This is a genomic window from Streptomyces sp. JJ38 (genome assembly GCF_019303475.1).
Taxonomy (GTDB): Bacteria; Actinomycetota; Actinomycetes; order Streptomycetales; family Streptomycetaceae; genus Streptomyces.
Window position 1 is genome coordinate 210,104 of the sequence record NZ_JABLSI010000013.1, and the last position, 24,835, is coordinate 234,938.

General features: G+C 69.5%; 23 protein-coding genes. 21 read left to right on the forward strand and 2 right to left on the reverse strand.

The genetic code is table 11. The features are described 5' to 3' along the window. The first annotated feature begins 352 nt into the window (after nt 1-352). From HPT28_RS09565 to HPT28_RS09650, 18 genes are all read left to right on the forward strand, one after another. Nucleotides 353-850: a hypothetical protein gene (locus tag HPT28_RS09565; RefSeq protein WP_219090536.1), complete on the forward strand. Its 498-nt coding sequence runs from the start codon at nt 353-355 to the stop codon at nt 848-850. Nucleotides 851-951: 101 nt separating this feature from the next. Further along, entirely contained in the window at nt 952-1,389 is a 438-nt protein-coding gene (locus tag HPT28_RS09570) for a hypothetical protein (protein ID WP_219090537.1), read from the forward strand. Next, nucleotides 1,386-1,556, forward strand: a complete 171-nt coding sequence (locus tag HPT28_RS09575; protein ID WP_219090538.1) for a hypothetical protein — start codon at nt 1,386-1,388, stop codon at nt 1,554-1,556. Before HPT28_RS09570 ends, HPT28_RS09575 begins: the two co-directional genes overlap by 4 nt. Nucleotides 1,557-1,735: 179 nt before the next feature. After that, on the forward strand, nt 1,736-2,434 hold the full coding sequence (locus tag HPT28_RS09580) for a hypothetical protein (RefSeq protein ID WP_219090539.1): 699 nt from the start codon (nt 1,736-1,738) through the stop codon (nt 2,432-2,434). A gap of 23 nt (nt 2,435-2,457) precedes the next feature. Then, the gene (locus tag HPT28_RS09585) at nt 2,458-3,216 is read left to right on the forward strand and encodes a hypothetical protein (RefSeq protein ID WP_219090540.1); all 759 of its coding nucleotides are present in this window, start codon (nt 2,458-2,460) and stop codon (nt 3,214-3,216) included. 165 nt (nt 3,217-3,381) lie between these two features. After that, a complete protein-coding gene (locus tag HPT28_RS09590) occupies nt 3,382-3,879 on the forward strand; it encodes a hypothetical protein (RefSeq protein WP_219090541.1) in 498 nt (165 codons plus the stop codon). A gap of 282 nt (nt 3,880-4,161) precedes the next feature. Then, the gene (locus HPT28_RS09595) at nt 4,162-4,545 is read left to right on the forward strand and encodes a hypothetical protein (RefSeq protein ID WP_219090542.1); all 384 of its coding nucleotides are present in this window, start codon (nt 4,162-4,164) and stop codon (nt 4,543-4,545) included. After that, nucleotides 4,542-5,345, forward strand: a complete 804-nt coding sequence (locus HPT28_RS09600) for a DUF317 domain-containing protein (RefSeq protein ID WP_219090543.1) — start codon at nt 4,542-4,544, stop codon at nt 5,343-5,345. Before HPT28_RS09595 ends, HPT28_RS09600 begins: the two co-directional genes overlap by 4 nt. 29 nt (nt 5,346-5,374) lie before the next feature. Beyond that, the gene (locus HPT28_RS09605; protein WP_219090544.1) at nt 5,375-5,731 is read left to right on the forward strand and encodes a hypothetical protein; all 357 of its coding nucleotides are present in this window, start codon (nt 5,375-5,377) and stop codon (nt 5,729-5,731) included. Continuing rightward, on the forward strand, nt 5,722-6,543 hold the full coding sequence (locus tag HPT28_RS09610; protein WP_219090545.1) for a DUF317 domain-containing protein: 822 nt from the start codon (nt 5,722-5,724) through the stop codon (nt 6,541-6,543). Before HPT28_RS09605 ends, HPT28_RS09610 begins: the two co-directional genes overlap by 10 nt. A gap of 25 nt (nt 6,544-6,568) precedes the next feature. Then, the gene (locus HPT28_RS09615; RefSeq protein WP_219090546.1) at nt 6,569-7,129 is read left to right on the forward strand and encodes a hypothetical protein; all 561 of its coding nucleotides are present in this window, start codon (nt 6,569-6,571) and stop codon (nt 7,127-7,129) included. A 2-nt stretch (nt 7,130-7,131) separates the two neighbouring features. After that, nucleotides 7,132-7,596: a DUF317 domain-containing protein gene (locus HPT28_RS26740; protein ID WP_257578307.1), complete on the forward strand. Its 465-nt coding sequence runs from the start codon at nt 7,132-7,134 to the stop codon at nt 7,594-7,596. Between the two features lie 344 nt (nt 7,597-7,940). Next, the gene (locus HPT28_RS09625) at nt 7,941-9,734 is read left to right on the forward strand and encodes a type IV secretory system conjugative DNA transfer family protein (RefSeq protein ID WP_219090547.1); all 1,794 of its coding nucleotides are present in this window, start codon (nt 7,941-7,943) and stop codon (nt 9,732-9,734) included. 65 nt (nt 9,735-9,799) lie between these two features. Beyond that, nucleotides 9,800-10,600, forward strand: a complete 801-nt coding sequence (locus HPT28_RS09630) for an alpha/beta fold hydrolase (RefSeq protein ID WP_219090548.1) — start codon at nt 9,800-9,802, stop codon at nt 10,598-10,600. Nucleotides 10,601-10,711: 111 nt separating this feature from the next. Next, the gene (locus tag HPT28_RS09635; protein ID WP_308119144.1) at nt 10,712-11,635 is read left to right on the forward strand and encodes a hypothetical protein; all 924 of its coding nucleotides are present in this window, start codon (nt 10,712-10,714) and stop codon (nt 11,633-11,635) included. Next, nucleotides 11,632-12,903, forward strand: coding sequence for a DNA cytosine methyltransferase (locus HPT28_RS09640; protein ID WP_219090549.1), 1,272 nt, complete (start codon nt 11,632-11,634; stop codon nt 12,901-12,903). Before HPT28_RS09635 ends, HPT28_RS09640 begins: the two co-directional genes overlap by 4 nt. Then, nucleotides 12,903-14,012: a DnaB-like helicase N-terminal domain-containing protein gene (locus HPT28_RS09645; protein WP_219090550.1), complete on the forward strand. Its 1,110-nt coding sequence runs from the start codon at nt 12,903-12,905 to the stop codon at nt 14,010-14,012. The genes HPT28_RS09640 and HPT28_RS09645 overlap by 1 nt, the downstream gene beginning before the upstream one ends. Before the next feature lie 64 nt (nt 14,013-14,076). Further along, nucleotides 14,077-15,447: a DUF317 domain-containing protein gene (locus tag HPT28_RS09650; protein ID WP_219090551.1), complete on the forward strand. Its 1,371-nt coding sequence runs from the start codon at nt 14,077-14,079 to the stop codon at nt 15,445-15,447. Nucleotides 15,448-15,624: 177 nt separating this feature from the next. Here HPT28_RS09650 and HPT28_RS09655 read toward each other — a convergent pair whose 3' ends face one another. Both HPT28_RS09655 and HPT28_RS09660 read right to left on the reverse strand, forming a co-directional pair. Next, nucleotides 15,625-16,533 carry a DUF5655 domain-containing protein gene (locus HPT28_RS09655; protein ID WP_219090594.1) on the reverse strand — a complete coding sequence of 303 codons (909 nt, stop codon included), beginning with the start codon at nt 16,531-16,533 and terminating at the stop codon, nt 15,625-15,627. An 860-nt stretch (nt 16,534-17,393) separates the two neighbouring features. Next, a complete protein-coding gene (locus tag HPT28_RS09660; protein WP_219090552.1) occupies nt 17,394-19,088 on the reverse strand; it encodes a TIGR04141 family sporadically distributed protein in 1,695 nt (564 codons plus the stop codon). A gap of 193 nt (nt 19,089-19,281) precedes the next feature. Here HPT28_RS09660 and HPT28_RS09665 point away from each other — a divergent pair, with 193 nt between their 5' ends. From HPT28_RS09665 to HPT28_RS09675, 3 genes are all read left to right on the forward strand, one after another. Continuing rightward, nucleotides 19,282-21,402, forward strand: coding sequence for an N-6 DNA methylase (locus HPT28_RS09665; protein ID WP_219090553.1), 2,121 nt, complete (start codon nt 19,282-19,284; stop codon nt 21,400-21,402). A gap of 77 nt (nt 21,403-21,479) precedes the next feature. Continuing rightward, nucleotides 21,480-23,546 (forward strand): class I SAM-dependent DNA methyltransferase, encoded by a 2,067-nt coding sequence (locus HPT28_RS09670; RefSeq protein WP_219090554.1) that lies wholly within the window; start codon nt 21,480-21,482, stop codon nt 23,544-23,546. A 35-nt stretch (nt 23,547-23,581) separates the two neighbouring features. Continuing rightward, nucleotides 23,582-24,772 (forward strand): restriction endonuclease subunit S, encoded by a 1,191-nt coding sequence (locus HPT28_RS09675; RefSeq protein WP_219090555.1) that lies wholly within the window; start codon nt 23,582-23,584, stop codon nt 24,770-24,772. Nucleotides 24,773-24,835 lie beyond the last annotated feature (63 nt).

Genomic DNA, 24,835 nt, shown 5'->3' on the forward strand with positions numbered 1-24,835 from the left:
AGGGCGGCGGTCCCAGTCCCTCGGTCCGCATGCGCGGCCCAAGTCTCGCCGCAATCGGCCAGGCTTCCGTGCAAGGCCAGGCGTACCAGGTCCGCCTTCACGGCAGCGGCCGGAATGTAGCCGGGGATCGCCGGTTGGCCAAACCGGCGATCCTCCGGACCATTGATCCTCCCGCCGCCCTCGCCTCCACGTGCGGGACCGCTGTCGCACTCGCCGTCCTGCACCTCGCGCGCCCCGGCCACTCCCTCGCCGAGCGCGGCCGACATCGCAGCCCTCGTGCGGCCCGTCCCGCACGCCCCTGGGCAGGGCCCCCAACCTCCCCTTGCTACAAGATTTTTAAGGAGACTCATCTATGGCTGTCCGTACGAAATGGAACGTTGAGCACCGGTGCGGCCACGAGGCCGTCCACGACCTGTCCGACCGTCCTGCCGATCGGCGGGCTGGCTTCGCGCGCTGGCTCGCAGGCCGGGATTGCACTGACTGCTGGAAGGCGGCGCGCGAGGCCAACACGGAGTCCAAGGAGGAGTGGCTCGCCGCAAGGCGCGCTGAGGAGCAGCAGGCCGCCGCCGAGTGGGCCGAGAAGTTCGACATGTCGACGCTGGAAGGCCCGGACCGGACCCTGGACTGGGGCGAGCGCTCTCGCCACGAGCTTATGACGGCCGCGCACACGGCGCTGGTCGTCGAAGGCACCTGGGACGAGGCGGACTGGGCGGAGCTGGAGGAGAAGGCACGAGCGGTCACCCGGGCCGGATGGTGGATAGACCAGCGGGACGCGGAGGGCTCCGACCTGCTCGAGCTCCTTGACGCAGCCGGTGAGGCGGACCGCGGGACGGAGAACCCGTTCCGCTGAGCGGACCGGAACATAGCCGGGGATCGCCGGTTAGCCAAACCGGCGATCCTCCGGACCATTGATCCTCCCGCCGCCACCCCGATCCGTGTGGAAGGACCTGCATGATCCCGCCGTCCTGGACGCCTCCGCCGACCCCGGCCTTCGCGCCGACGCACGACCCGCTCACCCCTGCGCGGGACATCACCCATCAGCACTTCCAGGCTGGCGACCAGGTCGTCGTCCTCAAGGGGGTCGCCGGCGGGGAGCTGTGGGGGGATTCGATGCGCGTCGTCGCACCGTCCTGGCACACGCCGACAGACGAGGACGGATGGCGTCTGCGTGACGCCACCGGAGGCGCGCAGACGTATATCACCGCTCATCCCCGCTACCTCGTGCACCTCTCGCGCCGTTGTCCGGACTGCCTGGTCTACCTGCGGGCCATGGAGAACTACCTCCTACCGAAGTACACCGGGGACAATGCACTGGTCGACTGCAGCTGGTACACCACCACGGCCCTCGGTCAGCTCGTGCACATCGCCGACGCCCGGAGCGTCCGGTGACCATCCCCGTCCGCCGCCCCGGCCGCGCCCTCGCGCGCCTCAAGGCCAAGGCCCGAGCCTCCGTTCATCCGGCCGACCCCGCCTGGCCGAACCGCCTCACGGAAGACCTGCGCGAACTAGACGCCGACTGGCGGGAATCGGCCGAGGTGTGCGCAGACGCCGCATGACCGGCGCCCTTCATCGGCTCAGCCGACACGACGATGGGCGGGCGGCCATCGACCGGGCCTGGACCTTCTGCCCCGGGCGACATCACGGTGCACGCCGATCTGCAGCGTGAGCGTTCCCTGATCTGTACCGCCCGCCATCACGGCAACCCCACGTCGATCACCGTAGGAGAAACGTCGCTTTGCCCCTGGTCGACCGATTCCTGACTGTCCGCCGCGATCCGCATTCCGAGGAAGTCCTCGCCCGCGGCGGAGACCCCGACGCCCACAGCATCCTGCAGCGTACGGGCTTCGTCCCGGTGGTCCGCGTCCACGAGACCTACCACCGTGCCCCCATCAAGCTCATCGAGGGCGACGACACGCGCCTCGGTATCGAAGCCGTGGCCCGGCTTCGGGCTGTCGGATACCACGTCGACTGCGACGAGGACTTCGAGACCGACCGCCGCTCGGTCCGCGATCTGCCGCTGGGCGCCTCGGTCGCCCATCTCGCCGAGCGCATCCGCGAGGCCACCACCACCTGGGATGCGGCAGGCGTGCTCACCGAGCTGACCGCCTCCCACGACGGCATCCTCGCCGCTCTCGAAGAAGTCCTCATCGCCACCGCCGAGTTCCACGACGGCCTTGGCGACACGGCCGACCCGCACGTCGCGCGCCGTCTGCGCTACCTCGCTGACGAGCGTCTCCGGGCCATCCGTAGCGACCTCTCCCACACCCGCAACGCCCTCGCCGACCGGCACGTCCCCCACCCCGGCCGCAGCACCTGCGCTGAAGAGGTCCCGGCGACCGAACGCGAGCGCTCCGCCGTGTGCGCCTGCCCGCCCCCGCCGCGCACCGTGCCGGCCCCGCCACCGCCTCCCGTGGCCGTCGGCCTGCGCCGCTGACCCCCACCTCGCCCAAGGACACCATGCACGACCGCAACGACTCCGAGCGCCTCTCCTCGTACGCCGACGTCCTCGCCAGTGAACTCCCCGATACCTGGACCAGCTCCTACCACCCACCCGAGGACAAGGACGACCTCGCCGAACTGGCCGACCGCATCTGGGACCTGGACCTCGTCGCCGAGTCCCTCGCCGAGCACCCGCTCCAGCAGGCAGCCGTCCTGAGCCGCCCGGACGGCGCCCAGCTCGTCCTCCTCGACCGGCACGACGCACGCGACGGCTTCCTCATCGCCGCCGTCGCCCCGCGCGAACTCCCCGACGAGGCGTACCGCGCCGTACGCGAGCCAGGCGGAATCGCACTGACGGACGATCCCTTCCTGGGCGCCGAGACCGTCGCCGGCGACCTGCTCGCCCGCTACGACACCGCGCTCGCCCAGGTCCGCCACAACGCGGCGGACGGGATTCACCCGTCGCAGCCGGAGCGGGTCGTCCTGACCTGGCAGCAGGACGGCAGTCTCGCCGCCGCACCCGTCGGCGAAACGGCCACCGCCGTGCTGACGGACAACGGCTTCGTCCAGGACAAGCAGACCGGCATCTACCGCCTCAGCGGAGACGACACCGCAGCCCAGGCACGCACCGTACGCGAGACCGGCCGACGGCTCGACGCGCACGGCATCGGTACCGCGCTCCAGCACCCCTCGGGCCGGATGGTGCCCACCGCCACACAGGCCGCCATGCCACCGGTCCCGGCTGCGCCCCGTACCCCGGCCAACAGGGTTCGATGAAGCAGACGGAGCCGGACATCCTGGAGGCACGGGGCTGGTCGTCGCCGTCGAGGGGGACCGAGCGGGCGGCAGACATCCCCCAGCGAACCGGCACTTCCTCCTCGCCCCGGCCCCTGCGGGCACTTCCACCGCCTTCCCGATACCCTGACCGTCGAGCAGCAGCGCGTGCAGGCGTCCGCCGCGCACGCTCTCCTCGCCGTCGGCCACAGCGCCCACCTCGACCCCGCCCTGAACACGCTGACCATGCTGGACGGCGAACGCGAAGCGGCTCTGCGGTACCTCGCCCAGCTCTCTGAGCGCGCCTCCCGCGCCGAAAGCAGCACGGAGATCGCCAAGATCCTGACCGAGATCGCCGGACCGACCGAGGGCCTGCTGCCGCTCCCCCTGCGAGACTGTCGTCAGGGCCTGGATCGCCTGGTCCCACCGCCCGGAGCCATGAGCGAAGACCCGACACCAGCCTTTCAACTCGGCACCACACCGGACACGCTGTCACACGCCGTCCACCGGTCCTTCTCGCCCGCACTCACGCCGCGCGCACCCCGTCTTCGACGAGGCCGCCTATCAGCAGGCCGTACACGAGATCCGCGCCGGCAAGTCCAGCCCTGCCGTACAGACACCGGAGCCAGTCGCCGCCGCCTCGCGCCCCGCACCGTCCCGGCGTAGTCCGTAACCCTCATCGGGCGGCCTCGGCACTTCGCCGGGGCCGCCCTGCACCGCCCGACCCATCGGAGAACCCCGTAGTACCCCGCACGCCTCCACCGATCACCCACCGCCTCAAGCCCCGCCTCGCGACCGCTCTCTTCCGCCGCTACCTGCGCGCCTGCATCGCCATCGGCCCCGACCGCACCTCCCTGCTGGCCGGCGCACGCCCCAAGGCCGTCCTCGCCGAGTCGCAGCGGATCGGGCACCGCCACCACCACTGAACCCACTCCGACCTGGAGGAGCATGCCCCACTCCACCCCATACCCGGTGCGGCTGGCCGACGAGATCACCCGCCAGCTCGGCCAGCTCGCCGAGCACATGGCCCAACTGCCCCCTCACGAGGCCATGCAGGTCATCGCCCGTGTCCTGAACCCGGACGACGGAGTCCTCGGCGGCGCCACCCACCTCGTGGCCACCAGCAGCGTGTTCGCCAAGAACCAGGCCGAGCGCGGTGTACTGCCGGCAGAGGTATGGCTCGCTCTCGGCCGGGCCGCGAACGAACTCGACGCCATCGGCGGTGACCTTGACGAACACCGCGAGACCCTCCGGCACGTCAGCACACAGCCCGCCGCCACGGCGGCGAAGCCACCAGTCCCTGCTCCGCTCGTCGTACGGCGGCGCCGGTGAAGAGGAAGCAGTGGCAGGGCTGGGGCCCGGGCGAAGAAGCCGAGCAGCACTACCTCGTCCAGCCTCGCGCCCTCGCCGGCGGCGGCGACGTCCGGCATGTCTCCGAGTTCTTGCGCGCCTCCGGCTGGCGGGACAAGTCCAAGGCAGTCGGGTCCCTCTTCCTGGAGAGCCCGGACCGCATGGTCCGGATCGCCTACGACCCCTTTGTCCTGCCAGGTGGATGGACGATCCATGGCAAGGCGACCGGGCAGCAGGACGAGTGGTGGGTGAAGCTCGGCCGGCAGACACCGGTGGAGATCGTCGCCGGGCTCAGCGATGCCCTGACCCGGCCCCGCTCCGCGCACGCGCCCGATGTGTGGGCTCCGCTGCAGGAACAGCACTGGCACACTCGGCCGGAGGCCGGGCACTACACCGCGACGAGCCCCGACAACACCGCGTGGATGCAGTTCCGCCAGGCCCCAGGCGGCGACGCCACGTGGTGGTCCGGTGCCAAGGACCAGCAGGGCAACGGCTGGACAGCCCAGTTCACGGCCACCACCCCAATGCACCTGGTGCAAGCCTTCTCCGCTGCTCTCGCCAGCCCCGAACCCGTCATGCGCCCGCGCGGACGCGTCCCGCACAGCGCACAGATCCGCACCACATCCGTCTCCGTCCTGCCCTCCCAGCTCAGCGCCTGGCAGCAGGCCCGGATCACCGCCGCCCGCGCCGCCACCTGGGCCCGCAACTCGGTTCGAAGCAGCCGGCCCCGTACGACAGCTCGCCCCCACGCCCACACCGGCGGGGCTCGCGCCCGTCGCTGACCTCCGACACCGACCACCGAAGGATCCCCGTGCCCGCGCTCACCCCGGACACCATCCGCACCGCGACCGACACCCTGTCCCACCTTACGGATTACCTGCGCGACACCCCTGAGCCCGCTGAGGCGCTCGCCCTCGTCGAGCCGCTGCTCGACGAATACACCGGTTTCCCCGTCCAGCTCGCCGACGCCCTGCGCGCCCTCGCCCGCGCCGTACAGGACCATCCGGACACCCCGCGCACCGCCGAAGCCGCCCTGCTGATCACGGAGTTGCGCATCGCTGCGCGGGAACAATCCGACCAGCACGCCCTCCACTACGTCCTCGACGACCTCCGCCGTCTGAACGCGAAGACCCCGTCGCCCACGGTGGGGTGCGGCCGGTGCCGGTGAGCGAACGGCAGCTCGCCGACTTCGCCAACAAGCACGCCTGGCAGATCCCGTTCGACATCAGCCCCCGCCACCTCGCCGGCCCCGGCGACGCCCGCCACGTCACCCACGGCCTCGCCGCCGCAGGGTGGAGCGCCGTCTCCGACCCTTTGAGCGCCGAAATCACCTTGCACAGCCCCGACCTTCGCCATCGCCTCCAGTTCGACCCCCAGTCCCGCACCTCCGCGTGGTGGCGGCTGCAGGCTGAGCCCACTGACACCGAGCCGGGCTGGTACGCCGAGTTCGGCGAACTCGTGCCCGCCGAGGTCCTCGCCGGCTTCACGGACGCCCTCGTCGTCCCGCCGCCACAGCAGTCGGACCCGTGGCTACCGGTGTCCTCGGCGGGCTGGCACCGCGAGTCAGACGACACAGCGCGCTCACCGGACTCCATGTGTCGTATCGAACTGCGCCCGTCGAGCGAACTCCACGACCGGCCCTCCTGGCGCGTCGAGACCCGCGAGCCCGGCCATGGAACGATCGACGGCCCACGCATCTGGCACGCCTACTTCCACGAGCACACCCCCACCCGCCTGGTCGGGTCATTCCTCACCGCACTGGCCGACCGTAGCCCGCTCCAGCGCGGCATGTACGACCGCACCGGCCACTACAGCGCCGTGCAAGAACCCAGCCCACTGCGCCCACAGCAGGTGGTCGACGCCCATACCACCCGCATCAAGGCACTCCGCGCACAGGCACGCTTCGCCCGCCGGCAGCAGACGAAACCCGCGACGACCCCGGCGAAGGCCGGCCCAGCCCATCCAGTTGCTCGCCGCTGAACCGACAGGACCCCTCCTCATCTCCATGAACCACCGCGAACACCGCAACTTCCTGCGCCACCTCGACGACTACCTAAGCGACAGCAAGAAGATCCTCGACGCCTGGGACGCCTACTCCGACGAACACACCGACCTCGACGGCTGGCCCTACGACGACCACGCCTACGGCATGCGCGCGAGCCAGCGCGACGCCGACACGCTCACGGCGTTCGAGCCGCTCCGCTACGGTGCCCGTCACCTGCTGGCCACAGCCGAGATACAGCTGGCCCAGCTGCCCGAGAACACAGTGCAGAGCCGCTGGGTCTACCAGTTGGGCGTCCTGCGCTACGCCCTCGACCGGCTCGACGAACTGCACGAGCAGTGGCTGAAGACCCGAGACGCCCTCCCCGCCACCGCCAAGGCCGGCACCGCCGACTTCGACGACGCCCTCGCCGAGCATCACGCGGAATCGTGGAGCTACCTCGACAACTGGGCCACCCACGGATCGGCTCTCCGGGAAATCAACGCCGCTGCCCGCAAGGCCCGTTCGCCTCTTGCCCCCATACCGCTCCGCGCACTCGTCCGGCGAACTGCAACACGGAAGTGAGCATGCCCCCGGCTCCCGAGACCGTCGAGGTCGACTTCGTCTCCCCGCGTCATCTCGCCGGCGGCGGTGACCCCGCTCGGAGCACCGTTCCTCTCCACCGTGCCTGCGGATGGAGCCACGGTGACGACCCTCTGATGCCGCGCGTCCTGCTCTCCAGTCCCGGCCAGAAGGCCCTCCTGCGCTTGGAGCCCGAGCCTAACGAGCAGTGGTGGACGTTGAGCCACGCGGCGGAGCCGGACAGGCCCGGCCGGTACGCCAGCTTCGGCGCCCGCCCCCCTGTCGAACTCATCGCCGCCGCCACCGACGCCCTCACCGACCTGGCCCCGCCGACGGGCGCGCCCTCCGATCCGTTCGAGCCACTTCGACAGATCAGCCGGTCGCCCGCCTCCGCGGACAACGGCCTCCTGTCACCCGACGACACCGCGTACTTCCAGGGGGTGGGCAGCGCGGAAGAACCGGGCGCCTGAATCGTCACCGCCACACTCGGCCCCGACCGGCCGGTGTGGCAGGCCCGTTTCGGCGGGCACACTCCCGCCCGCCTCGTAGCCGCGTTCACCGCTGCGCTCGCCGATCCGAAGCCCGCGCCGCGCATCGACAGCAGACGCAGTCTCCCGACCGCGACCCGAACGTCGTCACCCGCAAGACCACCGACGTGCTCGCCGTGTACATCGCCGGCGCGTTGGAAGAACGCGTCCACTACCTCGCTGCCCGAACACACCACCACTCCGCCGGCCCGGCCCCCTCACGGCAGGCGCCGCCCAGGCGGCCGCAGCCGCTCACCCTCCCGTCCCCGCCCGGAAGCACGTAGCCCTTGCCCCCTTCCTCCTCCAGCAGCAACACCGACGGCTACGACCTCGTCCTGCGCCTCCTCCTCGGCGTGCTCGCCGTCGTCGTCCCCCTGTCCCACCTGGCCTGGCTGTCCGGCAACATCACCGCCTACCTCACCGGCACCAACTGGGCCACATATCAGCCGACCAACGCCCTACTCCACCCCGAGCAGGTCTGGCCCGCCGCAGGAGAAACGTCCCTGCTGATCGGTGCCCGCATCGTCCCCGTCCTCCTGCTCCTGACCCTCGGGACAGGCGCGGGCGTCCTGTGGGCCCGGCACAAGAACCGAAGCGGCGGCCGGAAGAAGAAGATCACCGACATGGCCAAGGCCCGGGACATCGAGCCGCTGATGGCCAAGGCAATCACCGACAAAGCCCGCTCCCTGCGCCCCAGCCTGAAGAACAGCAAGCACATCGACGCGAAGGACACCGGCATCCTTCTCGGCAACCTGAAGGGCAGTCGCCACGAGGTACGGATGGGGTTCGAGGACGTTGCCGTCGCGATCATGGCACCCAGGTCCGGCAAGACCACCTCGCTCGCCATCCCCTCCATGCTCGGCGCACCCGGCCCGGTCCTGCTGACGTCGAACAAGGCCGCCGGCGACGCCTTCACCACCGCCTACGAGGCGAGGGCCCGGGCGGGAACCGTGTGGACCATGGACCCGCAGCAGATCGCGCACGCCGCCCGCGAGATGTGGTGGAACCCTCTCGCCAGCGCGAGAACCCTGGACGGGGCGAACCGGCTCGCCGGACACTTCCTCGCCGCCTCGGTGGACGCCTCCCAGCAGGGCGACTTCTGGTCGAAGGCCGGCAGCAACATCCTGTCCCAGCTGCTCCTGGCCGCAGCACTCGACGAGCGGCCCATCACCGACATCATGCAGTGGCTCGCCTTCCCCGCCGACCGCACTCCGCTGGACATCCTGCGCGACCACGGCTTCGCCGCCGTCGCCGCCCAGCTCAAGGGGACGGTCGAAGGCCCTCCGGAAACGAGGGACGGCATCTACGAGACCGCCCGGCAGTACGCCTCCGCACTTCTGAACGCGGAAATCGCCGCGTGGGTGACCCCGCAGAAGGACGTCCCGGAGTTCCGGCCGGAGCAGTTCGTCACCTCCACCGACACGCTGTTCCTGCTCAGCAAGGACGGCGGAGGCGGAGCCTCGGCGCTGATCGCCGCGTGCGCGGACTCGGTGATGCGGGCCGCGACCGCGCAGGCCGAACGTGCCGGCGGGCGCCTGGATCCGCCCATGCTGGCGATCCTCGACGAGGCCGCCAACGTCTGCAAGATCAGCGACCTTCCCGACCTGTACTCCCACCTCGGGTCACGCGGGATCATCCCGATCACGATTCTGCAGTCCTACCGCCAGGGCCAGAAGGTCTGGGGCGACGCGGGCATGGATGCCTTGTGGTCCGCCTCGACCGTGAAGGTCATCGGTAGCGGCATCGACGACCCGGACTTCGCCGACAAGCTGTCCCGCCTGATCGGCGACCACGACGTCGAGACCACCTCCACCTCGCGCTCGGAGTCCGGCAAGTCGACCTCCGTGTCGATGCGGCAGGAGCGGATCCTGCCCGCCGACGCGATTCGCGCCCTGCCCAAGGGCACTGCTTTGTGTTTCGCCACCGGTATGCGCGCCGCGATGCTCGACCTGCGCCCGTGGTATCTGGAGCCCGGCGCCGCCGAACTCTCCGCCGCCTCCAAGAGGGCCTCCGACGGCATCACCAAGCGGGCCGTCGCCAAACACGCACCGCGGCAGACCGACTTCGGGACCGCAGCATGAGATCGATACGGCTCCCGGACGGTGCCCAGCTCAGCACCCACGTCGACGGACCTGCACAAGCACCCGTGACGGCAGTCCTCGTGCATGGCCTCTCGGTCACCGCTGCCCTGTGGCGCTCGCACCTACCGCTCCTGCTCCGCGAAGGGATGCGCGTCGTGCGCTACGACCAGCGCGCACACGGCTACTCCACCCGCGGCACCGCCGCCCTGAGCCTCGACCAGCTGGCCCACGACCTCGCCCAGGTTCTTGAGACGACAGCGCCACGGGGACCACTCGTGCTCGCCGGCCACTCCATGGGAGCGATGACGCTCATGCGCCTGGTCGCGCGCCACCCCCAATTCGCACCCCGCATCCGCAGGCTGGTACTCATCTCGCCCCCGCACGGCGGCATCAGCACTCGCACGGGCACCGGCCCTGCCCACTCGTTCCTCGCCCTGGGCCGCACCCTTCTCGTGTCCGCGTGCACGCACGCGCCGTACCTGCTCGACGCCGTCCGGCGGCGCCTTCCCACCACCAGCCGGTGGGCCCTGCGTCCCCACGCCCATCCGGAGCCCGGTGCACAGCCGTTGCCGTGCCGACAGGGCCTGCACTCCATGGCGACCGGCGACATCGCCGCCCTGTGGCACGACCTCGCCGACCAGCAGCCCGACCCCGGCCCGTTGCAGCAGCTCGGCAGCCGGGTCCACCTCCTCGCCGGAAGCCTTGACACCCATATCCCGCCCGAGCAGACGAGTCGCGTTGCCGCCTGTCTGCCCAGCGCCCAGCTGGAGACCGTGCCGGACGCCACCCACGCATTGCCATTGCGTCACGCACAGCTGGTCAGCGAGCGAATCTCCCGCTGCGCCACCCCCACCGCTCATCTCTGAAAACCGATCTCCCGGATCCCCACCACGCCACCGGCCGGAATCCCCTGCCACTCACGCAACGGCCTCGATGCGGACACTCTCCCTCCCGTTTCCCTACACCCAGGACAGCCCATTTCAGATCAGCCCCGATTCCGCGCCCTTTCCCTCGGCGCCGGAGTTCAATCCAGCACCCTTCTCACCCTGTCAGCCGAGGGCGTTCTCCCCAAAGTCGACTACGCGATTTTCGCCGACACCGGCTGGGAACCCAAAGCAGTGTATGCCCACCTTGACCGACTAGAGGAAGAGATAGCCGCGCCTGCCGGAATCCCGATGCTGCGCGTGTCGGCCGGAAATATTCGCAGTGACGCCCTGAACCCGGATCACCGGTTCGCATCCATGCCACTCCACATCCTCAACAAGGACGGGCGGCCTGGAATGACCCGACGGCAGTGCACCGGCGAATATAAGGTAAAGCCAATAAAGCAGAAGGTGCGCGAACTGCTCGGGTACCCCTATCCTGCCCGCATTCCGAAGGGAGTATTCGTCGAACAATGGGTAGGGATCTCGACCGATGAATTTCACCGCGCCAAGGACGCTGACGTCAAGTACATGCGCAACAGGCATCCGCTTCTGGACATGTCCTGGAGCCGGGCCGACTGCGTTCGCTACCTGACCTCGCTCGGTCTCGCCGATACACCGAAATCGAGTTGCCTGGGGTGCCCATTTCACGGAAACGCGCAGTGGAGACACATCAGGGACACCTCTCCGTCCGAATGGGCGGACGTCGTCGAATTCGACGAAGCTATCCGGCAGGGAAATGCCCGCGCCAACGCGTCGGGCAGCAGACTGCTCGGCGAGGCGTTCCTGCACCGCTCCCGCGTCCCGCTCAGCCGGGCGCCGATCGACCACGTCACCCGCGCCGAGCGGGCCGCCCTACAGATCAGCGCGGACGAAGCGGACGTACTGGAGAACGGGGTCGAGGACGGCTGCTCGCCCTGGGCGTGCCGCGGCGACGCCGATGCCCTGACGCAGGACGACTTCGGACTGGCCACGTGATACTCGACCTCTTCGCGGGGCCGGGCGGCTGGAGCAGGGCACTGCACGTCCTCGGCGTGCGCGACATCGGGCTGGAATGGGACCAGTGGGCGTGTAAAACCCGCGCGGCGGCCGGGCAGTTGACCATCCGGACCGACGTGGCGATGTATCCGACCTGGCCCTTCATCGGCCGCACCCGCGGTGTGATCGCATCGCCGCCGTGCCAGGCGTGGAGCATGGCCGGCAAGCGCCTCGGCCTGCTCGACCAGCCGCTGGTGCACGCGGCGGTCGAGGATCTGGCCGCCGGTCGCGACACCCGCGACCGGCTCGTCAGCGTGTGCCGCGACGAGCGCTCCCTGCTCGCGGCCGAGCCGATGCGGTATCTGTACGCCCTGAATACGGTGGGCGAACCGGAGTGGGTCGCCATGGAGGAAGTGCCGGACGTCCTGCCGCTGTGGAAGCAGTACTCGGCCGTTCTGCGCGGGTGGGGGTTCTCCGTCTGGTGCGGAATCCTCAACGCCGCCGACTTCGGTGTTCCGCAGACCAGAAGGCGGGCGATCCTCCTGGCCTCCCGGGTCCGTACAGCGCAGCCTCCCACGCCCACGCACGCCCAAGTCGCCGAACCGGAATCGCTGTTCGGTCCGGGCCGCGCCCGCTGGGTCAGCATGGCCGAGGCCCTCGGATGGGGCGCGACCGACCGGCCCGTCCCCACCGTCTGCGCGGGCGGCGGGCCCGGCGGCGGGCCCGAACCTTTCCCGTCCGGCTCCCGCAAGACGCTGTCCGACGCCCGTGAGCGCGGCACCTGGATGCCCCGACCGGACGGCGTAGTCCTGCAGTCCCGTCGCGAAGGCGCCGGATGGGCGGCCCGGAAGGCCACACGCGAGAACTGCGCCGCCGACGCTCCCGCGCCGACGTTCACCGCCGAGGCCCACCGCTGGTCCTGGTCCCTGCGCAGCAACAACCAGGCCAACGCCACCGTCCGGTCCATCCAGGAGCCGGCAGGCACGCTGTTCTTCGGGCACCGCGCAAACGAGTGCACCTGGGTCGCCGAGCCCGCCTCACCTCCGGCCGGAGAAACCGATACCCCAGCGGTTCCCGCGCCGATCCGGATCTCCGCCCGCGAGGCCGGACTCCTGCAGACCTTCCCCGCCGACTACCCCTGGGCCGGCAACAAGGGCCAGCAGTTCTCCCAGATCGGCAACGCCGTACCCCCGCTGCTCGCCGGCCACCTCCTCGCCCCACATCTCGGCGTCACCCTCGACCCCGACGACTTCACCCTCGCCGCCTAATGCCCCACGCCGAACCCGACGAAGACGACCTCCACGCCATCCCACCACCGCAGCCCGTGTTCCACGTCGAGCAGGCCCTCCTCGGGGCCCTCCTCCTCGACCCACACCGTCTGGACGACGCCAGCGGCGTCACCGCCGACTCGTTCTCCACCGCCGCGCACGCCGCCCTGTACGCCGCGATCACCACCCTGCCGCGGCCCGACCCCGCCGAGCACGCGAAGAACACCAAATGGCTCGACCGCGTGCTCGCCACCAGCCAGGAGCAAGCGCGCGGGCTGACCGCCTCCTACCTGCACACCCTCGTCCAGGTCTGCCCCTGGCCCAGCCACGCCACCGCCTATGCCCGAATGGTCGAGGCCGAGCGCGCCCGCCGCCGCCTGCAGACGGCCGCCGAACGCCTCGTGCACACCGTCCACGACGTCTCCCTCCCGCACCCCGTCCAGACGGTGCTCGCCGAGGCCGACGCGCTCACCGCGGTCGTGGACGACATCGCCAACCGCTTCCCACCACGCGCAGGTGTCCTGCCCCGCACCACCGCACCGCCGCCGCCCGACACGCCCGACCCCGTAGCCGTCGAGGAGGAGCAGATCCTCCTCGCCACCGCCACGGCCTACCCCACCGACATCGAGGCCGTCCGGTGGCTGCTCCCCGACGACCTCACCCTGCCCCTGCACGCCGGCCTGTGGCAGTGCCTGACCGCCCTCGCCCGCCGCCGCGAGCCCGTCGACCCCGTCACGGTTCTGTGGGAGGCGCAGCAGCGCGGCCTGTTGGACGACGGCGCTGAACCTGGCAGCGTCCTTCGCCTGCTGGCCGAACCGGCCGGTTCCGTCCAGCACTGGTGCGAGCGCGCCCTGCAGCGCTCCCTCCTGGCCACAGCCGAGCACACCGGCCGCCGCATCAAGGCGTACGCCAGCGACCCGGCGAACACCCCGTTCCAGCTCGTCGTCGGCGCCCGCCGCGCCCTCGCCGACACCGCCACCGTCCGCACCCGCTGGCAGCACGCCACCGGAGCCACCCCGCCACAGCGGCGGCCCCCGCCCGCCGCCCGCGCCGGCCCGCCGACCACCACGGCCGCGCACACCGCCCGGCCCACGCGAGCAACCCGATAGCCCCCGCGTACACCGGTGGCCAGGCCCGAAGGCCCGGCTGCCAGCAGAAGAGACGAGACCCCACGTGACTCCCGCCATCGACGCCCACGTCCGCCTCGACACCCACCCCACTCATCCCAGCGCAGTGACCGCCGACCTGACCGGCACGCAGGCCCGCGTCGCTCTCATGGCTCTGGAGGCTGCCGGCTGGAGCGTCGTCGCCGACAACATCCTGGTGCTGGCCCGCATCGATCGCGAGGAGCCCTACTGGGCCGACGACGCAGCCAAGCGGCTGATCACCGAAGGCATGACTGTCGAGATCACCCCGCGGCTCCAGGAAGCCATGGACGAGGAATGGACCTGGGCGAACTATCCGATGCCCTGGTGTACCCGCAGCGAAATCCGCGAGGTCTCCAACGCGGCCCAGAAGATCCACGACGACATCCGCGACGGCCGACTCCTCATCCACGCCCACGCCCACGACGGCCACACCACCGTCGCGATCGGCACCTATCTCGATGACGGCAAGTCCGTCTGCCTCCACGGCGAGGACCACCTGCGCCAGGTCACCGACATCACCTACGACTCACCCGCGCAAGCCCTGCTCGCCTTCGAGAAGGCCCACGCGGCCAAGATGCGCCCCGGTCCGGCGCCCCTGACCGACATCGAACGCGCCGCCATTGAGGCCCGCTCCGCCTTCGACGCCACCGCGGCCAAGTCCGCTCCCGCCCTCCCTGAGCCGGAGACCGTCCCCGTCTACCTGGCCGATACCGGCGACCACGACGCTCTCCTCGACGCCTTCCTCGACGCGCACGGCGAGTTCGAGAAGCGGCGGACCTGGTCGGATGACACGACCCACGCCATCCACGAATCGCAGACCCTGCGCATCGAGCACGTCCACGAAACCCCCGCCCACGAGACCGCATGGACCATAGCCGCCTACGAGACACCCGTCTCCGACCGCATGTGGGTCCTCACCGCGACCAGCGCAACCCCCGCCCCGGTACTGCAGGAACTGCTCACCCACCTCGCCGACGGCGACGGCTGGGACACGGTCATCGGCGCCCCGGTGCACGAGAGGATGGTCACCACGGCCACCCAGCCGCTCTCCGACGCCGGCTGGAAGCACACTGTGGACGCGCGGTGGATCCGCTGGACATCCCCCGACGGGGACGCAGGCGTCCAGTTCGACGCCTTCGCCGCACAGCACCCGAGTCAGAACCTGGCCACCTGGACCGTCTGGGCCGGCACCGGTCCGGACCAGCCCACCTGGACCATCACCGCGTCCCCGCAAACGCCGAGTACGCTGCTGACCGATCTCTCCGAGACCCTCGCCCACGCGACCGGTACGCGCCAGGCCCAGCCGTGCCGCGAGCACCTCACCCGGCTCGCCACCAGTGCGACGCCGGTGGCACCGGCGGTCACGGCCAGCCGCCCCGCCAGCCGTTCACGCTGATCATCGACCCACACGGGCGGGGCAACATAGCGCGGGATCGCCGGTTGGCCAAACCGGCGATCCCGCGCACCATAGATAGTCCACCGCCACCCCCCTGCCCGGACGTCGAAAGGCCCGCCCACGACCGCAGACACAACACGAAGCACAGCCCGCCACGAGACGGGCTGTGGCATCCGATCACGCCACCGCGTAGCTCGCCCGGAACAGATCCTGCGCCCGCTCCACGTCCCTCGGCGTACGAAGCTGGACCTCCAGGTCGCCCGTCCCATGGTGGCCAACCCCGGACACGTCCCGGGTGAAGCCCGGAACGAGGTCGACGTCCTTCGGATCAACCTTCAGATAGACCAGCAGCTTGCTGCGCTGCGGCCGGCACAGGCAGGCGAAGTTCCGCAGCCGCTGATACGCCCGGTAGGTCTTGCGTTCAACGCGGTTCACGCCGTCCCCGAGCCCGAGTAGCACCTCGTCGACCGCGCCCGCCAACTCCATCATCGCCGCCCCCTGGACGTCGGCCGCCGCACGGGCAGCCGCCTGGCGCCGCGCCCGCTGGCCTACCTGCATGCCGCCGCTCACGGAGGCCACGGTCTCAAGCCCGAGCAGGTCGCTGCCGAAGAGTCGGTAGCGGACCAGGTCGATGGACCTCCGGTGCTCGCGCACGGCATGTACGTCGTAGCGGGTGAAGTCGCCGGCAACGCAGATCAGACGCGGGCCGCTCCACAGCACCTGGGAAGCGGCCGTCGCCCCGAGCCGGTCGCGAACCAGGTGCTCGAACTCGGCACGGTGGTCCATCAACCAGGCCAGGTAGAACAGGCCCTGGTTGATGACGCCGGCGTCGACACCTCGCTTGTACTCGACGATGACCGGCGACCCGTTCTCGTCCAGCCCGAGCGAATCGATCCGGCCCCCGTGGACCGGCCCGGTGCCGTACTCACTCGCCAGGAACCGAGTGCCGAGCAGCGTCTCCATGTCCGCCTCGACGAGGCCCTGCACTTCCGCCTCGGCCTCCGCCAGATGCGGCGCGATCTCCGTCGCGCCGCCCTTCGTGCTGTAGAGCTTCAGGTCCGAACACCGCCCCTCCCGTGCGACCAGTGTGACCGACCTTCAACAGCAGAGGCTGTCGAATTTGTTTCCGGCTACTTCTGGCTCTGGCCCGAGTGCAGGGCGGGATACTACAATCAAGTCAACTTGGCCAGAATGGGACATTTCGACATCGCGGGATATGTGCGGGATCAGGCTGGTAACATACCGTCAGATAGTCCGCTGACCTGCGGAAACATGCTGAAGAGCACGGGCCTCCGGAGCCGTGTGCGCAGGTTCGAATCCTGCCGGGGGTACTTCGGATCAAGGCTCTGACCAGCAGTAATGCCGGTCAGAGCCTTTCTTGCGTATGCCAGTCCGCACACGGCGACCTGGCCCTGCCCACTCGGTTGGGCAGGGCCTTGACCTGCAACTCCACGGCACCAGGCGGACGAAATCCCACACCATCGCGGGGCCCGCGAGCGGCTTCTGCCTGTGGGCGGGGACGTAAGAGGCCGTGAGCCGGAGGGGGCTGCGGTCACGCATGGGGACGTCCAGCTGTTCGGAGAGGTGGAGCACCATGGCCCGTCCGGACTCCGGGAAGATGACGTGCCGGGCGGGAACGCTCGTCTGGTCAAGATCCACCAGGCTTAGGCGATGGCGCTCACGCCACTGCTCTGAGCAGCGAGCCCACCTGCGACGGCGTGCGCCGCTCGGACAACGGCCATGCGTGTATCCCACCCCCGCGCATGACACATTCGACCGTCTACAGCATCGGCGGACTCCGCTCTCTTGATGGCGTACGTGGCCGTGTAGCCCGCGACAGCCGCTTCTGAGACGTTGTCGTTCCTCCGATCCCGTCGGTACGAAGCGACCGGCCGCACGTCGGCCTGTGTGCCGAACCGCAGCACTCACGGGCTGAGGTGGCCCCGCTACGCGGCCAGGCGGCGGATTCCCGCCCGAATCGGAGGCGCCGCCGTGGCCTGGATCCCGATGACCTCGACGGCGACTCCCCACGCCTCGAGCATCTTGGCCGTCTGGACGAGGGTGACCTGGGAGAACGGGAACAGGGTGTCGGCGGTGAGGTCGGTTCCGCTCTTCAGCAGGATCGCGAATACGACCTTCGACGGCCGGAAGCCGTCCGGCAAGGCCTGGCCGGGCCGGGCCGCGGCCACCCGCTGGGCGAATCCGTCCATGGCCTCCGGCGAGTGCAGCAGCGTCTGAACGGCGACCACGGCCTGGCCGAACAGATGGCTCAGCGCGTCGGAACCCTTGGCCCGCTTCACCATGACCAGGACGTCGTCCGGGCTCAGCAGGTCGCAGATCTCCACACCGTTGCCCCGGTGCAGCGCGGTCCGGACGTTGTCACGGTCGAGGCAGACGTACCCGGGCCGCAGGTCGGGCACCGACTCGTTGTAGTCCCGCTCCCTGTCCCCGAGCACCCACGCCGGAAGGTCGACCGAGGGCGTGTCGGTGATGAGTCGCTCTACCTGCGAGCGGATCGCCTCCAGGTACGCCTCGCCGATCTCGTACCACTGCTCGTCCAGCAGGAAGAACCGGCGGGCACCGAGCGCCACCTCCGCCTCGATCCACTGGAGCACGCCCGACGTCCCGATGACGTCGCCCCTCGAAGCCCGGGTGTGCGCGTAGAGGGTGACGGTGCCGTCGCGGAGCGCGGCGAAGCGCGTTCCCGCCCTCTGCACGCGGGCCCGGCTGAGGACGTACTCCAGGCTGAAGTCGTCGGTGAGGTGCGCCTCCGGGCTGTGCACCTTGGTGGCGAACGCCTGGGCGGCGCCGTAGTCCTCCCAGTGACTGGAGGGGACGGCGACTGCGATACGTCCGTCCGATACCTCGCCCAGCATGCCATCGAGCCGCTCCTCCAGCCGCGTGACGAGGTCGGCGTCCTTGACCGGGACGATGTGCTCGACGAACTCGAGTTCCGGGGCCGGGGCCTCGTCCCGAAGGACACGGGCGATGGTCCGGACGTCCGTGACCAGGTCCTCGGCCTCGATACCGAGGCGCATCCGCAGCCCCGTACCGCCCTCGACGCTGGAGACCTTCGTACGGTCGTGCTGGGCGATCGTCAGCTGGATCCCGTCCAGCCGACCGCCCAGCCGCCGCACGATCTGCGCGTGCTCCTGGACACCCAGGCTCCAGACCGGAGTGCCGCCGGGCACGAGAGTGATGTCGGTCCGGCCGCCGCCCGGCGTATGGGAGACCATGTCCCGGATCTGGGAGGGGTCCACCCTGCGGATCACGAAACCGAGCCCGAACCGCCGGTCCTTGAGCCGGTCGGGCACCAGGCGGAAGCCCTGGTCGTAGCCGATGGCGTACACCTCGCCGTCGACCACGAGCATGAGCAGCCCGGCCGACCGGTTCACCGGACGCGACACCTCGCACCCGGTCGTGCGATTGATCTCGCCGCACCAGCTCGCGACCGGCTGCTCGAAGCTGCCGGTGACCAGCAGCGCCGGAACGCCCAACCGCTCCGCCGGGAAGTGCAGTTCCGCGTCCACGGCCTCGAGCCGATCCGGGTCGAGGACGTCGAACATCGCGTCGACCGTCGGAGCGACACCCGTGAGCCGGTACAGGGTGCGCTTGGACGTGCCGGAAGTCCTGGTGGCCATGGTGCCGCTCCATTCGCATCGACGTGTTGTGGGCAGGAGAAAGCCCGGGAGGCTCGGGGAAGCCACGAGCCGAGTGAAAGCACTACCAGTAGAGCGATAACTGAAAGCACTGTCAAACACTTCACGTGGGGTGGGTGCCGGTATAGAGTGAAGCCGTCCAGCACGCCCGCCCCACGTCACCCGGCAGGAGCCCATGAACCAGCAGGCCAGTGCCCTCGTGACCGCCGCCGACATCTCCCGGCTAGCTGGAGTCACCCGCGCCACGGTGAGCAACTGGCGTCGTCGGCATCCGGACTTTCCGGCCCCTGCGGGAGGCACGGACACCAGCCCCACCTACGATCTCGACGCCGTACGCGCCTGGCTCTCCGCCCGAGGTCAACTCCCCGAGGAAACACCGCTGGTCCGGCTTCGCACCGCGCTGCGCTCCCGCCCCGGCGACGACGAACTGGCTCTGCCCCTGCTCCCTGTGGTACTCACAGCCGCCCGGCTGGATCGGAGAGAGCGCGAAGCCCTTCCCGAACTGCGTGACGACGCACTGCTGCGATGGGTCCGGGCAGCCGCGCGCGATGAAGCCCAGGGCGTCCCGGGAACCGAGGACGCCGTATACGCGCCCCAGGCGGCCGAACCGCTGAGGGCCTTGTTGCAGTGCGTCGTCACGGATGGCGCCGAGGCTGCGACGGATGTCCTGGCCGAACGCCTGCTGGAGGACGCGGGGGGCTCCGGCACCTACCTCACGCCACGCCCCTTGGCCGACCTCATGGCCCGGCTCCTTGCCGACCGCGCGGGCACCTTCCCCGCGAGCGTTCTCGACCCCGCGTGCGGTACGGGATCGCTGCTCGTCGCGGCGGCGTCCGCGGGCGCGAGCGAACTGCACGGCCAGGACGTGCTCGTCGCCCAGGCCGCCCAGGCCGCCGTGCGGCTCCGGCTGAGCGCCCCCGAGGCGGCGATCTCCGTACGTGCGGGGGACAGCCTGCGTGCCGACGCCTTCAAGGGCCTCACCGTGGACGCCATCCTGTGCAATCCCCCGTACGGGGTCCGTGATTGGGGGCACGACGATCTGGCGTACGACCAACGCTGGGCCTACGGCGTGCCTCCCAAGGGCGAGCCCGAGCTCGCCTGGGTCCAGCACTGCCTGGCCCACCTCACCCCACGCGGCCGTGCCGTACTGCTCATGCCGCCCGCTGTCGCGGAGCGCACCGCCGGCCGGCGTATCCGGGCTCAACTCGTACGCGACGGAGCCCTGCGCGCGGTCGTCTCGCTTCCCCAGGGCGCGGCAACCCCGCTCCACATCGGCCTACACTTGTGGGTGCTCGAGCGCCCCGAGCCACAGGCTGAAGCCCCGGGTACCGTCCTGCTCGTCGATGCCGCCGCCGAGATGCGAGAGCTGGACTGGGACGCTGTCAACGACACCGTGCTTTCAGCGTGGAGGCCCTACCTCGACGACCAGCACGGCTTCACGGGCGTCCCGGGTACCGCCGCAGCCATGCCGGTCACCGACCTCCTGGACGAGGCCGTGGACCTGACCCCGGCCCGCCGCATCCGGACGGCTTCCCGGCAAGCACTCCGCCCCGCCCTGCTGGCCCGGCAGGCATCGGAGCTGTACGACCAACTCCGTCAAGCGGTAACAGACCTGGCCGGCCTCAGCACCGACGGCGACTGGCCGCCGGCCGACGACCGGCCCCGCGACTGGCGCACCGCGACGGTCGCGGACCTCCTGCGCGGCGGAGCTCTCAGCCTGCTCCACACCGCGCCCCCGGGCCGCCGGACCCGTAGCGGCCAACCGCAGCCCCGGTCCGAAGCAGAACCCGGCGCACGACCGGCGCTCACGGCCGCCGACGTCTTCGGGAACCGGCCCGCCTCCGGAACGGAAGCGGACCTTCCCACCGGCGTCGCCCTCCCCTTGGTCCAGGCAAGTGACGTGCTGCTCACAGAGATCCTCCGCGCGGGGCGCACGGCCGTGGCCCGGGTCGTCGAGCCGGGCGAGGCAGGCTGCTTCCTCGGACCCCACCTGCTGCTGTTCCGCCCGGACCGGCGTCGGCTCGACCCGTGGTTCCTCGCCGGGTTTCTCGCGGCGGAGCAGAACGTCAACGCCGCAGCCACCGGCACGTCCATCATCCGGGTGGACCCCCGGCGACTACGCGTTCCCTTGCTCCCGCTCGCCGAGCAGCAGCGCTACGGCGCCGCCTTCCGCCGCCTTGACGAACTGCGTACCGCCGCCCGCCGTGCCGACCAGGCTGCCGAGGACGTCACACGTCTCCTCAGCACCGGACTCACCGGCGGCGCACTGTTGCCGGAGGGTCACGGATCGGCGTGAAACGTGCGCCGCAGCACCGCGAACGACCAGACTTGAGTCTCCGTCCCGCTGGGACGGCGAACACCGGAAGGACTCCGTTGAACAGCAGTAAGCACACGGAACTGGCGAACCACGCGTGGTCGGTCGCCGACCTCCTGCGCGGCGACTACAAACAGTCCGACTACGGCAAGGTGATCCTGCCGTTCACCGTGCTACGGCGCCTGGAGTGCGTCCTCGCGCCGACCAAGGACAAGGTCCTGGAAGTCGCCGCCCGCTACCAGGACCAGGACATCAACCCCGACCGCTTCCTGCGCAAGGCGTCCGGCCACAGTTTCTACAACACCAGCACCTACACGCTGAAGGCCATCGCCGGCGACCCCTCGCACGCGGCGAAGTACCTCACCGAGTACTACGGCGCCTTCTCGCCCAACGCCCGCGAGGTCCTGGAGCGGTACGAGTTCGCTCAGCAGATCAGGCGACTGGACGCGGCGGACCTGCTGTACCAGGTGGTCGGACGGTTCGCCGACCTCGACCTGCGGCCGGTGAAGAGGGACGCCGACGGCAAGGTCGTACTCGACGCGGACGGCAAGCCGGTCGAGATCGTTACCAACCACCAGATGGGCTACATCTTCGAAGAGCTGATCCGGCGCTTCGCCGAGCAGTCCAACGAAACGGCCGGTGAGCACTTCACGCCGCGGGAAGTCATCCGGCTGATGGTGAACCTGCTCATCGCACCGGACAGCGAGGCGCTGGCCCTGCCGGGCACCGTCCGCACGGTCATGGACCCGGCCTGCGGGACCGGCGGCATGCTCAGCGCGGCCGAGGAGCACATCACGGCCCACAACCCGGACGCCACGGTCAAGGTCTTCGGCCAGGAACTCAACCCCGAGTCCTGGGCCATCTGCCGGTCGGACATGATGATCAAGGGCCAGGACCCGGAGAACATCAAGTTCGGCAACTCCTTCAGCGACGACGGCCACACCGGCGCCACCTTCGACTACCTGCTCGCCAACCCGCCGTTCGGGGTGGAGTGGAAGAAGGTCAAGGACGCGGTCGAGGAGGAGCACGATCGCCTCGGTGAGAGCGGACGCTTCGGGGCCGGCCTGCCACGCATCAACGACGGCTCGCTGCTCTTCCTCCAGCACATGATCTCGAAGATGAAGCCGGTGGACGCGACGGGCTCGGGCGGCAGCCGGATCGCGATCGTCTTCAACGGCTCACCGCTGTTCACGGGGGCGGCGGAGTCAGGTGAGTCCAGGATCCGCCAGTGGATCCTGGAGAACGACTGGCTGGAGGGCATCGTCGCCCTGCCTGACCAGCTCTTCTACAACACCGGCATCTCCACGTACTTCTGGGTGCTCAGCAACCGCAAGGCCAGGGACCGGCGCGGCAAGGTCGTCCTGCTGGACGCGCGCGACTACTGGCGCAAGATGCGGAAGTCGCTCGGCGACAAGCGCAAGGAGTTGGGCGAGGAGCACATCGCCGAGATCACGCGGCTTTACACGGAGGCGCTGGCGGTCGTCGACGCAGCGGAGAAGGGCGGCGGGCACGACCTGACCGACCGGGCCGGGAAGATCAGGGTCTTCCGCAACGAGGACTTCGGGTACCGGCGGATCACCGTCGAACGGCCGCTGAAGCTCCGCTTCGAGGTGACGGAGGAGACGCTGGCGACCATCACCACGTCGAAGCCGATCGCACGGGCGACTGACGTCGAGGCGTTCGTAGCGGCGCTGCGCCCGCTGGTCGGCAAGTCCTGGACGACGAAGTCCGACGCGTGGATCGACCTGAAGGACGCGGTCGTCGCGGCCGGCCTGTTGTGGCCGACGGGCGCGCCGTTCGGCAAGGCCCTGCGCGAGGCGGTCGGCGTCCGCGACCCGGAGGGCGAGGTCCAGCGCATCAAGGGCCAGGCGGAGCCGGACCCGGAGCTTCGGGACTACGAGAACGTGCCGCTGGAGGAGGACGTGGAGGAGTACCTGCGCCGCGAGGTACTGCCGCACGTCCCAGATGCGTGGATCGACCACAGCAAGACGAAGATCGGGTACGAGATCCCCTTCACGCGGCACTTCTACGTGTACAAGCCGCCACGGCCGTTGGCGGAGATCGACGCGGAGTTGAAGGGGCTTGAGGCGGAGATCCAGGCACTGTTGGGGGAGGTGACGGAGTGACTTCGGTTCGCGTCAAGTCTATTGTTCAGAATTCTGTGACGAAGTCAGACGGTTTTCCGCAACCATTCTTGAGTCTTGAGGACCTCGAAGGAGGTACGGGACGGCTGCTCGTCGACGGACTTCCCTTGAAAGCAGCCGAAGACAGCATCGAACACCGTCCGGGGGACGTGCTATTCAGCAAGCTTAGGCCCTATTTGGCGAAGTCGCACCTTCCCGGCAAGCCGGGCACGGGTACAGGTGAACTCCTTGTCCTGCGTCCAAGCGCTCAGATCGATCCTCGCTTTCTCTTCTATGTGACTCTCTCGCATCCGTGGTTGGAGTGGGCCAACGCGACCGCATACGGGACTAAGATGCCTCGCACGGCGTGGGAGCTGCTTTCTGAATACAGGATGTGGCTCCCTTCTGTAGAGGAGCAGCGCCGCATCGCCGACTTCCTCGACGCCGAGACTGCCCGCATCGATACACTTGCTTCGCGACGAAGTAAGCAGACCGAGGCGATGGCTGAGCGCGAGTTGGCTCTCATCGCCGACATGTTGTCGGGGAGCGTGGAGAGCGGGAAGGGTCAGTTGACTGGCTGGCCGTGGCTACCTGAGATCCCGATCAATTGGTCAATCGGGCCAGTCTACGCCTACTTTCTGACGGAACTCGGCAAAATGCTCAACGTGGGCCGTGCGAACGGCCGAAACCAGCTCCCTTACCTGCGGAACGCCAACGTGCACTGGTACGAGATCACAATCGATGACTTGGCAACCATGGACTTTGCGGCGGACGAGGTTCGTCGATACTCAGTAACACGAGGCGACCTGCTGATCTGCGAAGGCGGAGCCGGGGTTGCAGAAGCCGCTGTTTGGGATGGGAGACTACAGGAGTGCTACTTCCAAAAGTCACTCCACCGAGTACGTAGAGCCGGACCGGTGCCAGTTGAGTGGCTCATGTATTGGCTGCGACTCGCCAAGGCATGTGGGGTTTTCGAAGCCGAGGGGAACGTTGCTACGATTCCTCATCTCACTGGGGAGCAACTACGGCGGTACAGAATCCCGATCCCGATTGACGGCGACTCGCTCGTTGAGAGGACTAGCGAGGAGATTTCGCGGCTGACGTCAGTCCGCACAAAGCTGAGCCAAGCTCAAGCTCTTCTCGCCGAGCGGCGCCAAGCCTTGATCACCGCCGCCGTCACCGGTCAGATCGATGTGTCCACTGCCAGCGGGCGAGGGATCGAGAAATGATCACGCCGCGACAAGTTCTGCCGTGACATCACCCACCTGGTCACCGGAAAGGGGAGGAATAGT